The sequence below is a fragment of the Christiangramia oceanisediminis genome, from assembly GCF_022570735.2.
GTDB classification, from domain to species: Bacteria; Bacteroidota; Bacteroidia; order Flavobacteriales; family Flavobacteriaceae; genus Christiangramia; species Christiangramia oceanisediminis.
On sequence record NZ_JANCNS010000003.1, the window covers coordinates 291,073 to 303,997 of the forward strand.

Annotated in this window: 11 protein-coding genes and 1 pseudogene; 6 read left to right on the forward strand and 6 right to left on the reverse strand. The window is 42.3% G+C overall.

Annotated features, from left to right (window positions below):
* The first annotated feature begins 23 nt into the window (after positions 1-23).
* On the forward strand, positions 24-1,892 hold the full coding sequence (yidC, locus tag MKO06_RS14015) for a membrane protein insertase YidC (RefSeq protein WP_241552691.1): 1,869 nt from the start codon (positions 24-26) through the stop codon (positions 1,890-1,892).
* A 183-nt stretch (positions 1,893-2,075) separates the two neighbouring features.
* On the opposite strand, the gene MKO06_RS14020 is transcribed toward yidC, so the two are convergent.
* Complete coding sequence (locus tag MKO06_RS14020) at positions 2,076-3,941, reverse strand: fasciclin domain-containing protein (protein ID WP_241552692.1); 1,866 nt, start codon at positions 3,939-3,941, stop codon at positions 2,076-2,078.
* Between the two features lie 147 nt (positions 3,942-4,088).
* On the opposite strand from MKO06_RS14020, the gene MKO06_RS14025 reads away from it, so the two are divergent.
* The 4 genes and pseudogenes from MKO06_RS14025 (at position 4,089) to MKO06_RS14040 (ending at position 7,538) form a co-directional block, all read left to right on the forward strand.
* Complete coding sequence (locus MKO06_RS14025) at positions 4,089-4,730, forward strand: toxin-antitoxin system YwqK family antitoxin (RefSeq protein ID WP_241552693.1); 642 nt, start codon at positions 4,089-4,091, stop codon at positions 4,728-4,730.
* Positions 4,731-4,772: 42 nt separating this feature from the next.
* Positions 4,773-5,180, forward strand: coding sequence for a lipocalin-like domain-containing protein (locus tag MKO06_RS14030; protein ID WP_241552694.1), 408 nt, complete (start codon positions 4,773-4,775; stop codon positions 5,178-5,180).
* Positions 5,181-5,257: 77 nt separating this feature from the next.
* Positions 5,258-6,475 (forward strand): annotated as a pseudogene (mnmA, locus tag MKO06_RS14035) (tRNA 2-thiouridine(34) synthase MnmA); the annotation flags it as partial.
* A gap of 115 nt (positions 6,476-6,590) precedes the next feature.
* Positions 6,591-7,538 carry an NAD(P)H-dependent flavin oxidoreductase gene (locus MKO06_RS14040; RefSeq protein ID WP_241552696.1) on the forward strand — a complete coding sequence of 316 codons (948 nt, stop codon included), beginning with the start codon at positions 6,591-6,593 and terminating at the stop codon, positions 7,536-7,538.
* On the opposite strand, the gene MKO06_RS14045 is transcribed toward MKO06_RS14040, so the two are convergent.
* Genes MKO06_RS14045 through guaA form a run of 4 tightly spaced genes read right to left on the reverse strand, consistent with a single transcriptional unit; the run spans position 7,535 to position 11,980 of the window.
* The gene (locus tag MKO06_RS14045; protein ID WP_241552697.1) at positions 7,535-8,080 is read right to left on the reverse strand and encodes a DUF922 domain-containing protein; all 546 of its coding nucleotides are present in this window, start codon (positions 8,078-8,080) and stop codon (positions 7,535-7,537) included. The genes MKO06_RS14040 and MKO06_RS14045 overlap by 4 nt on opposite strands.
* Entirely contained in the window at positions 8,077-8,478 is a 402-nt protein-coding gene (locus MKO06_RS14050; RefSeq protein WP_241552698.1) for an OsmC family protein, read from the reverse strand. The genes MKO06_RS14045 and MKO06_RS14050 overlap by 4 nt, the downstream gene beginning before the upstream one ends.
* On the reverse strand, positions 8,468-10,420 hold the full coding sequence (locus tag MKO06_RS14055) for a LysM peptidoglycan-binding domain-containing protein (protein WP_241552699.1): 1,953 nt from the start codon (positions 10,418-10,420) through the stop codon (positions 8,468-8,470). Before MKO06_RS14055 ends, MKO06_RS14050 begins: the two co-directional genes overlap by 11 nt.
* A gap of 30 nt (positions 10,421-10,450) precedes the next feature.
* Entirely contained in the window at positions 10,451-11,980 is a 1,530-nt protein-coding gene (guaA, locus tag MKO06_RS14060) for a glutamine-hydrolyzing GMP synthase (protein WP_241552700.1), read from the reverse strand.
* A 235-nt stretch (positions 11,981-12,215) separates the two neighbouring features.
* Between guaA and MKO06_RS14065 the strand changes: the two genes are divergently transcribed.
* The gene (locus MKO06_RS14065; protein WP_241552701.1) at positions 12,216-12,359 is read left to right on the forward strand and encodes a hypothetical protein; all 144 of its coding nucleotides are present in this window, start codon (positions 12,216-12,218) and stop codon (positions 12,357-12,359) included.
* 116 nt (positions 12,360-12,475) lie between these two features.
* On the opposite strand, the gene MKO06_RS14070 is transcribed toward MKO06_RS14065, so the two are convergent.
* On the reverse strand, positions 12,476-12,907 hold the full coding sequence (locus tag MKO06_RS14070) for a YybH family protein (protein ID WP_241552702.1): 432 nt from the start codon (positions 12,905-12,907) through the stop codon (positions 12,476-12,478).
* Between the last annotated feature and the right edge of the window lie 18 nt (positions 12,908-12,925).

The following is a 12,925-nucleotide window of genomic DNA, read 5'->3' on the forward strand; positions in this document are numbered from 1 at the left end:
GGAGGAATAAGCAAATACGAATAATGGAAGAAAAGAAAATTGATATTCAATCCATAATTGGATTTTTACTGATTGGAGGGATCCTGTTATGGATGCTTTACAATAATACGCCTGAAGATACTGTAACCGAGGAGGAAGCTGCGCAAACCGAGCAGATCGTTGACGCTAACGAAGAACCTGAAACCACTTCAGAAAGAGAAGACTCGGTTGCCGGGAATGATTCGGCTGCATTGGTGAACGCCCAGCGCAGGCTTGGAGCTTTTGGTTATTCTGAAACCCTCGCTTCGGCGCAGGGAGGGACCACGACCATCGAAAATGATGTTCTGGAATTAAAGGTATCCAATAAAGGTGGTTATATCGAGGAAGCGAGATTAAAGAATTATAAAACCTATGATTCCATCCCGGTTTATTTAGTAAAAGATGGTAATGCCTCTTTGAATATGAGCTTTTCCACGACAGACGGAAGAACCCTCAACACAGAAAACCTGTTTTTTGAACCGGAGTTAACCGAAAATAACGGCAACCAGATCCTTTCGATGAAATTAAAAGTTTCAGAAAATGAATACCTGGAATACCGTTACGCTATGAGACCTGGAGAATATATGCTGGATTTCAGCATTCGTTCACAAGGTCTTACCAATGTTCTGAATTCCTCACAAAATCCAGAACTTAAATGGGATTTGAAAGGTTATCGACATGCTAAAAGTATCTCCTATGAAAACAGGTACACCGAGCTGATCTATGAATACGACGGAGGTGATGACGATTATCTGGGCCAGGGTGACCTGGAAGAAGATGAAGACACCAATATTAGCTATATCGCATATAAGCAACATTTCTTTACCTCCATACTTTTAACAGATAATCCGTTCCCTTCTGCACAATTCACTTCACGGAACCTGGTTGAAGATGAAGAAATTGACACTGTTTATACCAAATCTTTCGCCTCCACTATTCCTCTTGAACTCAAGGCGGGAGAATTGAATTATAACATGAACTGGTATTACGGGCCTACCGATTACAAGATCCTGAACGATTATGATCGGAATCTTGATGAGATAGTGCCTCTTGGTTGGGGAATCTTTGGATGGATCAACAAATATCTTTTCATTCCATTCTTTGCTTTCCTTAGTAGCTTTCTCCCAAGTTATGGTATAGCAATAATCGTAATGACCATCGTGGTAAGGATTTTACTATCGCCAGTCACCTATAAGTCATACCTCTCCCAGGCTAAAATGAAGGTTTTAAGGCCGGAGATCAACGAGATCAATGAGAAGTATAAGGATAACGCCATGAAGAAGCAGCAGGAGACCATGAAGCTGTATAGCAAGGCTGGTGCCAGCCCAATGAGTGGTTGTTTACCGGCTTTGATGCAGATCCCTATCTTCTATGCCTTATTCCAGTTCTTCCCTAGTGCTTTTCAGCTAAGGCAGAAGAGCTTCCTTTGGGCAGATGATCTTTCAAGTTATGACACTATCGCGGAATTACCGTTCCATATACCCTTTTACGGTGACCATATAAGTCTATTCCCAATTCTGGCTTCTGTAGCCATCTTCATCTATATGATGATGACCACGGGGCAGAACATGCAGGCGAGCCAGCAGCCGGGAATGCCAAATATGAAATTCCTGATGTATCTGTCGCCACTTATCATGTTGTTCTTCTTTAATAACTATGCAAGTGGACTTTCCCTTTACTATTTCACCTCTAACCTGATCACCATAGGTATCATGTTAGTGATCAAATATGTGATCATAGATGAGGATAAGATCCATGCCAAGATACAGGAGAACAAGAAGAAGCCTAAGAAACAAAACAGGTTTACCAGGAAATTCCAGGAAATGATGGAGCAGGCTGAAGAACAACAGAAGAAACAGCAAAAAGGAAAATAGACTGATATTTTTTATAATCAAACGCCCCGCTAATGCGGGGCTTTTTTTGTTCCTAATTCTAAGCTACTCCTGGTCCTGTCTACCAGGATATAAAACATTGTTGAATAATCTAAAAAGAAAAAAGCCCTGCAGTGTTGCAGGACTTTTTTTACTCAAACAAATTAAGAAAAAACACATTTAAAATTATTCGCTTGGCAGTAGGACGGTATCTATTGCATGTACAACACCATTCGTAGCCTGTACATCAAATGCAATAATCTGAGATTCTCTACCTCTCGCATCTGTAATTATTACTTCATCATTATCATTAATGTTAATTGTAAATGATTCGTCCTGCAGGTATGTGTCTACCTCCATTCCATCTTGTACCATATCTGAAGTTACATTAGCGTCTGTCACCACATGGTAAGACAACACTGCTTCAAGTAGATCTGCATCAATATCTGCCAGACCAGAAACTCCTAATTCTGTAAGCAAATCACCGAATGCATCATTCGTAGGCGCGAATACGGTATAAGGCGCGGGCTCATCATTAGAACTCAATAGGCCTGCAAAACCGTAAGAATCTTCTCTGGTTAAAGCTGCAAGCAGTGTATCAAAATCTGGATCGGCCATGGCAAAGGTTGCAATAGTAGGCAATCCAATTACAGCGTCTACAGCATGGATAATTCCGTTATCAACATCTATGTCAGCATTTGTAACGGTAGACATTCCGTTAAGCATTACTCCATCATCTGTATTAACATATAAGCTAACTGTTCCTCCATCAGGACCAGCTTCGGCCATACTTTCAATATATGAGGTTGAAAGGTCAGTAGACATTATACTTCCAGCCTGCACGTGATTCATTAAAACCATGGTTAGCAAGTCATCTGGCACATCATCCAGACTTGCAAAACCATTGTCTGAAAGGAATGCGGCAAAAGCATCATTATCTGGAGCAAAAACAGTATACTCATCACTTCCATCTAAAACAGAGGTAAGTCCGGCAGCTTCCAAAGCAGCAAAAAGAGACGAATAATCATCATTGTTTTCAACAAAATCAGCAATAGTATTGCTTTCATCACCACCATCGCCACCATCATCATCACCTGGCATCAATACAGTATCTATTGCATGAATCACACCATTGGTAGCCTGAACATCGGCTATAACTACAGTAGCCACTCTTCCCATTCCATCGGTAATGGTAACATTATCTCCAACATTAATGGTTAATGTAGCTCCACCGGCTGTTGTAACGGTCATACCATCCATAAGTTCATCTGAAGTAACATTATTTCCGGTGATCACGTGATAATTTAAGACTGCTTCCAGGGTAGCAGCATCGATATCGCCAAGTCCTGAAATTTCAAGTTCTGCAACCAGGTCTGTAAAGGCATCATTGGTTGGAGCGAAAACTGTAAATGGAGCAGGATCTGTTCCGTCAGGTGTCATTAAAAGGTCTACATAATCAAAATCGTCTTCTCTGGTTAAAGCAGCAACCAAGGTTTCAAACGTAGGATCGGCAGTTGCGAAAGTTGTGATATCTGGTAATGGAATAACAGCATCTACGGTATGTACCACTCCATTGTCTACTTCATTATCAGCCGATTGTACCGTGGAAGCACCGTTAAGTTCTACTCCACCATCGGTATTGATATACAGACTAACAGCCTGTGAATCTGGCCCTGCCATCGCCATACTGGTATAATAACCGGTATCCAGGTCACCAGACATTATACTACCGGCCTGAACGTGATTCATTAAGACCATGGTTAGAACACTTTGAGGTACCGCATCCAGACTCGCAAAGCCATTATCTGCCAGGAACGCATCAAAGGCTGCATTGTCAGGAGCGAAAACAGTGTACTCGGTGTCCCCGCTTAATTCATCGGTAAGTCCGGCAGCTTCAATTGCCGCAACAAGGGAAGTGTACCCGTTATCTTCGGCAAAATCAACAATTGAATTTGATTCGCCAGGTCCATCATCCATTCCAACTTCTCCACCTGGGTTAAAATCATCATCTTCATCACATGCGATGAATCCAAAGCAGAGGATTAAAGCCATTAGGCTAAGTTTTGCATTTCTTAAAATAAAATCCATAATTTCTTGTTTTAGTTTAGTGAGTTCTCATACTTAGCGTAAATGTAAACTCAAAACGAACCAAAATATGTTTAATATTTGTTAATTATGATTAAACAGCCGTTAATTTGTTTGGTATTTACCTTAATAACAACCAGTTATAACGCCCAAATCAATCAGTTAGACGACGATGGACGTAGAAATGGGCCCTGGAAAGTCAATTTTGAAGGTACCGATGAGCCAAAATTTGAAGGTAATTTTGAAAATGGAAAAGAGGTAGGAATCTTCAAATTCTATAAAAAGGGGTTCTATGATCATCCTGCCGCTATAATGGATTTTGGTAAAGGCCAGGACTCGGTTAAAGTCACTTATTATACTCAGAAAGGAGAACCTATTAGTGAGGGCAGGATGTTAGACCGCAAAAGAGAAGGCAAATGGGTGTATTATCACCAGAATTCAGATAGCATCATGATGATCGAAAATTATAAGAATGATCTGCTTAACGGCCTCCAGGAAACATATTATCCAAATGGGCAGCTTGCCGAAAAGACTTCTTACCTGGAAGGAAAAAAACATGGTGAGAGCCTTATTTATACCGAAAAAGGTCAGTTAACCAAACAACTTCGATACAGAAACGGGGAATTACACGGGCCTGCTATATATTTTGATCCTAAGGGGCTTAAACAAATGGAAGGCCAGTATGTAGAAGGAAAAAAGTCTGGCACCTGGAAATATTATACTGATGGAAAATTTGATCGGGAAGAAAATCATTGAAACTTAAAATTAAATATCTTAGCAACCTAAAACCAGTAAATCATGAAAAAGCTTTTAATTCTATTTTTATCGCTTAGTTTATTTACCGCCTGTAGCGATGATGACGATGCAACTACAGATGACGGAATGGAGATCGTTGGAAAATGGTACCTGATAGACGTAAGGACGAGCGCCACGCAAAATACGCTTACAGATTGCAACCAGAACTCATTCATCCAGTTCAATGCAGATAATACTGCTTCTTCTGAATTTTACGAAAATGTTGAAGGAGGAGGTTGTGAACTTGACGGCGATAATGATGGTGTTTGGGCTTACCTGGGAAATAGTCGTTACCAGTTCTTTATTCCTGAATTAGGAAATCAAACCGGAACTGTTAATTTCACTGGTGATTCTCAGTTTATCTTCACCAGTCCCGAACTCCCTGGAATTGAAGTAGTCTTCGAAAAATAAAATTTCAAGGTAATGGAAATATTAGGTGGCTTTCGCCACCTTTTTTTATTTCGTAATTTTGCTCCGTTTTAACCGACTTCCTTATCGGTAAATCCAAATTACAAAGAATGAAAAAAGTTGTTGTAGGTCTTTCTGGCGGAGTAGATTCAAGTGTTACTGCATACCTTTTAAAGGAGCAGGGTTATGAGGTTATAGGTCTTTTTATGAAGAACTGGCATGATGACTCGGTAACCATTTCAGATGAATGTCCCTGGCTGGACGACAGCAACGACGCTATGATGGTTGCCGATAAACTCGGAATTCCCTTCCAGACCGTAGACCTAAGCGCGGAATACAAAGAACGTATCGTTGATTATATGTTCAATGAATATGAACGTGGCCGCACTCCAAATCCAGATGTACTTTGTAACCGGGAGATCAAATTCGATGTTTTCATGAAGATCGCTCTTTCCCTTGGTGCAGATTATGTCGCTACCGGGCATTATTGCCGGAAAGATGAATTTGAAGAAAACGGCAGGACAGTCTACCGACTACTGGCCGGAAAAGATAATAATAAGGACCAGTCTTATTTTCTTTGCCAGCTTACACAGGAGCAGCTTGCTAAGACCCTGTTTCCCATTGGTGAATTACAGAAGTCTGAGGTTAGACAGATCGCCGCAGAGCAAAATCTCGTTACAGCTGAAAAGAAGGATTCCCAGGGACTTTGTTTTATTGGAAAGGTAAGGCTGCCCGATTTTCTTCAGCAAAAATTAAAGCCGAAAGAAGGAGTGATCGTAGAGGTACCTGCTTCCATTTCGGCCTACCAGGAAGAAATACCGAATTTTGATTCCAAGCTGGAAAAACTGAAATACCTATCCAGGAAATTCGAATATCAGCCTGAAGACGGGAAAGTAGTAGGAAAACATCAGGGTGCACATTACTTTACCAAAGGTCAGCGAAAAGGGCTCGCCGTTGGCGGAACACCTGAACCATTGTTCGTGATAGATACCAATGTGGAAGACAATGTGATCTATACGGGGCAGGGAAAGGATCACCCTGGAATGTATCGCAAGGCTTTATTTATAGCCCCGGATGAAATCCACTGGGTACGAAAGGATCTTGAACTTTCAGAAGGCGATGAAATGAAACTAAAGGCTCGCATCAGGTATCGTCAACCGCTTCAGGAAGCAACCTTACATCAAACTGCGCACGGCATGTATGTGGTTTTCGAGCAGGAGCAGGCCTCCATCACCGAGGGCCAGTTCGTTGCCTGGTATAAAGACGATGAATTGCTGGGCTCAGGGGTGATCTCCTAATTCTTGTTTAATACCTAAAATTTCGATTTAAAATCAGATTTCCGGCTTTTCCGGCGGAATTTATATTGTTAAGTTTGAACTGAATTAGAAGATCACTTTAATCTATAATTAGATCATGTTCGAAAACAATAGAATCACCAAACTTTTTGATATAGAATATCCTCTCATCCAGGCCGGAATGATCTGGGCCAGCGGATGGAAACTGGCAAGCGCGGTTTCCAATGCAGGAGGCCTGGGTATCATTGGGTCAGGGTCTATGTATCCCGAAGTTTTAAGGGAACACATCCAGAAGTGTAAAAAAGCTACCGATAAACCTTTCGGGGTAAATGTGCCCATGTTATATCCGCAGATCGAAGAGATCATACAGATCATTATCGAAGAAAAAGTGGAAATTGTTTTCACATCGGCCGGAAATCCGAAAACCTGGACTTCAAAACTCCAGGAAAATGGAATAAAAGTAGTGCATGTTGTTAGCAGTGTAAAGTTCGCATTAAAATCCCAGGAAGCAGGTGTGGATGCAGTGGTTGCCGAAGGATTTGAAGCCGGAGGTCATAACGGGCGGGATGAAACAACCACATTTACGCTCATTCCAATGGTCCGGGAAAAGATAGAAATTCCGTTAATTGCTGCAGGTGGAATTGGTTCCGGGCAAGGAATGCTGGCAGCTATGGTGCTCGGCGCCGACGCGGTCCAGGTTGGAAGCAGGTTTGTTGCCACTCCCGAAGCGTCTTCCCATCAGAATTTCAAGGAAATGGTCGTGAATGCCCAGGAAGGCGATACAGTGTTAACCCTTAAGGAATTAGCACCGGTGCGATTGTTAAAAAACAAATTCTTCGAACAGGTTCAGGATCTTTATACAAAATCACCCAGCAAGGAAGATCTTAAAGAATTACTGGGCAGAGCTCGTGCGAAAAAGGGAATGTTTGAAGGTGATCTGGAGGAAGGGGAATTGGAAATAGGCCAGATTTCAGGACTTATAAATGAGATCAAACCGGCCGCCCAGATCGTAAAGGAAATGATTTCAGATTTTGAAAAAGCCCGAAAGGAAGTTCAGAATTACTAACTTTTGAATTTTTCCAGACTATCAAGTTCAGCTTTAATGAATTGGAGCCAGCGCTTTTCGGCCCCGGCGTTTTCGCTATGATTGGTTTCCCTGTCAAAGGCTTGCTGCATGGCCTTTCGATCGGCCTCGAATTTATTGGTTAACCGCTTCATGTCCTGCCTGATGTTTCTTCCAATTTCATATTCGCTAAGGGCTTTCCGGAATTTTCGCGCATGAATTTCTGAAATATCGAAATGCGCCTGTTCATGGGCCAGCAACTCATCTGATTCATCAATATCATCCTGCACCCAGGATCGATTCGGGTCAAAGTAGGCCTTTACTTCATATTCGAAAACGGGCTTTCCGGAAGCGGTGCTGTAATTCCAGCCAAGACTGATCCCTGAATTGGTATTGGCCGAAAAATCATGATCTGCTTCAGGTTCTGCTCTAAAATCAGCCCAGGTCAATGGTCTGTCTTCAGTCCAGAAAATACGTTCGTCCTTTTCCTGTGCCTGCGCGAACAGGTTTAGAAAAAATAAGAAGACAAAAGCGGTGATTTTCATGAATAGCTAAAGGAAATGTTCTTTTGAATGTCGGGATGCAAACTGTGAAGTACAGGACAGTTTCTGGCGGTATTCTCGAGTATCTTATTGTTCTTTTCTCCGAAGGAGGCAGAAAAATTTATCTCAATATCGATCTGTGAGATCCTTCTTGGATCTGCCGCCATGGTTTTCAAAACCTTTGCAGAAGTACCATTTAATTCTACACCAAGGTCTCTCGCTTTTATCCCCATTACGGTAAGCATACAGGTAGCCAGAGCGTTCGCCACCGTATCGGTTGGAGAAAAAGCCTCCCCTTTTCCATGGTTATCAACCGGCGCATCAGTGATCATTTTTGAACCGCTTTGTAGGTGAACCGATTCGGTTCTTAGATCTCCGAGATATACAACTTTAGAAGTCATTGGCCTTGCTAATGGTTAGATCTTCATTGAACTTTAAGATATAGATCGCGTCGTTCATAAATCCGCCGTCTGGATTTGGTAAATAATGGAACTTGCTTTCATAATACTCGGTGTACCCGGGATAACGCTGAAAGGATTCCATCAAATTTTCGGCGCTGGCAAGCCTGAGTAGGATATCCATACTTAGATCATAACCCCGAACCGCAAACTGGTTTGGTTCATTACCAAAACGCGCTTTGTAAGAATCGATAAATTCCTGCGAGGTGGTAGTATCATATTCCTTGTCCACCGATGGATAATGAAATTTCAATCGGCCCAGGTGCATATTCGAAATATTATCGTCTTCGTAGGTACTGTTTTTATTCGTTGTTAAAAGGGTAATATCATGCTCCCTGGCGAGCCTGTTCAGAAGAGAAGTAGCACTGCTTAGAACACTGATGTTATCTGATTCCAGGATCACCCAGTTGGCTCCTGGCATCAGCGCATTCTTTAACTGAGCTTCCTTAACAACTTTATCCACCGGGTTCACGAATCTTGCTGAAGGCAACCTATTTCCTAGTTCAGACTTCACCCTGAAATTTGTCCCGTCGGCAATAACGATCACGTTCTTCCCGGAAGAATTTCGAACTATATAGTCCATCATGGCCTTTCTAAGAACTTCATCGGTTGGCCTGGCCTGTAACAGGTTTTGGTAGCCTCTCATCTCACGATTCGATAACGGACTCACAACCGGGATGTTCCGGTTTTCGAGCCTGGAAGCCGCAGCTTCTGCCGTTTCCTGGAGTAGGGGTCCAATAACCGCATCTGTATTGCTAAAATTATTCGCGCTGATGATATTGGCCACTTCTGAAGCCTGTCTTTTGGTATCGAACACCTTCAGGTTGGTAGAAATCCCAAGAGATTTTGCTTCTTCAACTGCCATAAGAACTCCGGTATAAAAATCAAGAGAAATTCGTACCACGCGCTCATCAAGGACTATATTTCGATAGCTTTCCAGCGAATCCTGTTCGATCTTATCCAGGTGTAAAGGCAGCATTACAGCGATCTCCTTGGTGCTAAAATTGCTCAGGGAATTTTCCAGATCCACTTTAATATCGGCCGCTCCTTCAGCAAAAGCATAGTCTTCTTCGTTAAAATCTGGATTTTCCTTTTCCGGCACTTTCAGGATCATTCCATATTTCAGACCATCTTCCAGGGCAGGGTTTAGTCTTTTCAGCGAATCCTGGCTAACGCCAAATCGTTGTGAAAGACTAAAAAGGGTTTCCTGTGGCTTCACCTCGTAAAATCTCAAGCGCTCATCGGTAATGATCACGGGTTCATCCTCAAGGACATTGGTACCCACGCGTATCATCATTCCAGGCTGTATCACGTCTACCTTCGGGTTAAGCTCATTAAGCTCCTCCAGGGTCATTCCATATTTTCGGGCAATCCCGAATTTGGTTTCCTTTGGAAGCACAATATGTTCCCTGGTCCTGGAAAGATCCTGCGGACTTTTCGGTTTTGACTGACTGGTTTGAGAGGCTACCGGCTTGTTTACCGGTATTGTTCCAGAAACGGGAACCCTTATGGTTTCTCCAGATTCCAGTTCTTCCGCATATAAATGCTTATTGTATCGCTTGATATCATCTATGCTAACCTCGTATTGTTTAGACAGACTATATAAGGTCTCTTTTTTCTGAACTTTATGTTCACGAAATTTCACTCCTGCTGAAGCGTTCGAATTCTGGCCTTCCTGTATAGGGATCACCAGTTTTTCGTTCACTCCTATTCCACTTTTGGCGTCGGGATTATACTTATAGATATCTTCCTCTTCTATATCATAGGCCTGCGAGATGCTGAAAACGGTCTCGCCCTTCTTTACAGTATGGTATTTATAGGCCTGTGCATTTGCCGAGATCGCAGAGATCTGGAAAAGAAAGCATATCAATAATAAGTACTTCATTCTTGAGTTTTTAGGTTAAGTTCTATTCTGCTATTCCCATTCGATGGTAGCTGGCGGTTTGGAACTAATATCATATACCACTCTATTAACGCCCTTCACCCGGTTGATTATTGTGTTAGAGGTCTTCTGAAGGAACTCATACGGTAAATTTACCCAGTCTGCGGTCATACCGTCGGTAGATTCTACCGCTCTTAGCGCCACTACCTGCTCATAAGTTCGCTCATCTCCCATTACACCAACGCTTTGCACCGGCAACAGGATAGCTCCAGCCTGCCATACCTTATCATACAACATCCAGTCTCTTAATCCCTGGATAAAAATATGATCTACTTCCTGAAGGATTCGCACCTTTTCAGCGGTGATATCTCCAAGTATCCTTATAGCAAGACCCGGGCCAGGAAATGGATGTCTTCCTAATAATTCCTTATCGATCCCTAATTCTTTTCCAACTCTTCGAACCTCGTCTTTAAAGAGCATTCTCAACGGTTCCACAACTTTTAGTTTCATGAAATCGGGAAGTCCACCAACATTATGGTGAGACTTGATGGTTACAGAAGGACCATTCACAGAAACCGATTCGATCACATCTGGATAAATGGTTCCCTGGGCAAGGTAGGTCACATCGGTAATTTCGTGAGCCTCATCGTCGAAAACCTCGATAAAGGTGTTTCCGATCGCTTTTCTTTTGGCCTCAGGATCACTAAGACCTTTAAGTGCATCCAGGAATCGGTCTGAAGCATCAACTCCCTTCACATTAAGCCCCATATGTTTGTATTGGTCCAGGACGCTTTCAAATTCGTTCTTTCTCAATAAACCATTATTCACGAAAATACAATACAGGTTTTTGCCGATAGCCTTGTGTAGTAATACGGCGGCAACCGTAGAATCCACGCCTCCACTTAGACCAAGAACCACTTTGTCATCACCAATCTTTTCCTTTAACTCAGAAACCGTAAGATCAACAAATGCACCAGGCGTCCAGGACTGCTCGGTTCCGGCGATCTTTACCAAAAAATTCTCCAATAATTGCTTTCCATCGGTAGAATGATAGACTTCCGGATGAAATTGGATCGCATAGGTATCTTCACCTTCAATTCGGTATGCGGCATTTAGCACATCGGTGGTACTGGCAAGGCGCACTCCATTTTCAGGCAACTCCATAATAGTATCACTATGGCTCATCCACACCTGCGAATTTTCCTTGATCTCGTCGAATAACATTTCGGCATCCTTAATTACAGTAAGATTCGCTCTACCGTATTCGCGGGTTCCGGATGGCTCTACTTTTCCGCCATTAAAATGTGCTAAATACTGAGCACCGTAACAAACGGCCAGAACTGGCAATTTTCCTCTAATTTGGGATAGGTCGGGGTGTGGAGCATCCTCAGCGCGAACCGAGAAGGGACTTCCTGAAAGTATAACCGCTTTAAAACCTGAAAGGTCTTCCGGAATTTTGTGATAAGGATAGATCTCGCAGTAAATATTCAGCTCTCTAACTCTTCGCGCGATAAGCTGTGTGTACTGCGAGCCAAAGTCTAGGATGAGTACGTTGTTTTGCATGCGCAAAAATAGGAATTTGGGACAAAAATAAAATAATAAGCAGGCTTTTAATTTCGGTTTTCAGCCTCCTTTCAGGCAGGGAAATTATTCGTTTTATGTGAAATACACTGCATTCTCTTAACTTTTTGCTATTTATTTAACAGTAAGCCTGAATATTTAGTATACAATTCTTATTCCTTGATATTTTATTTAGAAACTAGAGGATAAATTTAGACTGTCCTTAAAATCTAATATTATGAATACTACCTCAACCCAATCAGAAGAGGAAAGGCTGGAAGAGTCCCAATATCTTCTGAACCCGGACAGAACCTGGGAGAATTTAACTCTTTATGCTATTATCATTCTACTTGTTGGTATTATGACTCTCATTCTGATTTAAAAAACGCCTTGTTTTTGCCCTACAAAAAAAAATCCTCGGTCTACCGGGGATTTTTAATTTCTGAATTATAAGCCCTGGAGTGGTCACCAGGGCTGAAGTTTTTATGAAAAATGGCATTAACCTGGATTCACTGCTGAACTTACCACATCCCGGTAGATCTTCCATCCTGCGCTGCTCTTTTTCCAGAGTGTGGAATAAGTGCCATGCTCCACGACCTGCCCATCGGGCGAATGTACTTTATAACTTCCCATCTCATGTGCGTAATCTCCGAAGTCCAGGACCTCATCAGTCTTGATCTCCAGCTTCATATCCGAATCGGCCATAGGTTTATGGGCTGAAACTATCCCTTGACGACCTTTAATGACTTCATGCCCGGAAGGTTTGAATATGGCATCTTCAGCAAAAAAACTTCCAAATTTCTCCGCATCCCCATTTTCCATGGCTTCCTGCATGGCTTTAGAATTCGCCTCGATGCTGCTCTTTGCAGATTGGGCATTCATGTTAACTCCATAGACCAGAACGGCCAGCAATAAGATCACTTTTTTCATAATAAGTATAATTGGTTA

What these genes read in the sequence shown, in the direction of transcription:
- MKO06_RS14020 (WP_241552692.1), bottom strand. Translation starts at nt 3,941, where the DNA reads ATGGCTTTAATCCTCTGCTTTGGATTCATCGCATGTGATGAAGATGAT.
- MKO06_RS14055 (WP_241552699.1), bottom strand. Translation starts at nt 10,420, where the DNA reads ATGAAGTACTTATTATTGATATGCTTTCTTTTCCAGATCTCTGCGATC.
- guaA (WP_241552700.1), bottom strand. Translation starts at nt 11,980, where the DNA reads ATGCAAAACAACGTACTCATCCTAGACTTTGGCTCGCAGTACACACAG.
- yidC (WP_241552691.1), top strand. Translation starts at nt 24, where the DNA reads ATGGAAGAAAAGAAAATTGATATTCAATCCATAATTGGATTTTTACTG.
- MKO06_RS14040 (WP_241552696.1), top strand. Translation starts at nt 6,591, where the DNA reads ATGTTCGAAAACAATAGAATCACCAAACTTTTTGATATAGAATATCCT.
- MKO06_RS14030 (WP_241552694.1), top strand. Translation starts at nt 4,773, where the DNA reads ATGAAAAAGCTTTTAATTCTATTTTTATCGCTTAGTTTATTTACCGCC.
- MKO06_RS14050 (WP_241552698.1), bottom strand. Translation starts at nt 8,478, where the DNA reads ATGACTTCTAAAGTTGTATATCTCGGAGATCTAAGAACCGAATCGGTT.
- MKO06_RS14065 (WP_241552701.1), top strand. Translation starts at nt 12,216, where the DNA reads ATGAATACTACCTCAACCCAATCAGAAGAGGAAAGGCTGGAAGAGTCC.
- MKO06_RS14045 (WP_241552697.1), bottom strand. Translation starts at nt 8,080, where the DNA reads ATGAAAATCACCGCTTTTGTCTTCTTATTTTTTCTAAACCTGTTCGCG.
- MKO06_RS14070 (WP_241552702.1), bottom strand. Translation starts at nt 12,907, where the DNA reads ATGAAAAAAGTGATCTTATTGCTGGCCGTTCTGGTCTATGGAGTTAAC.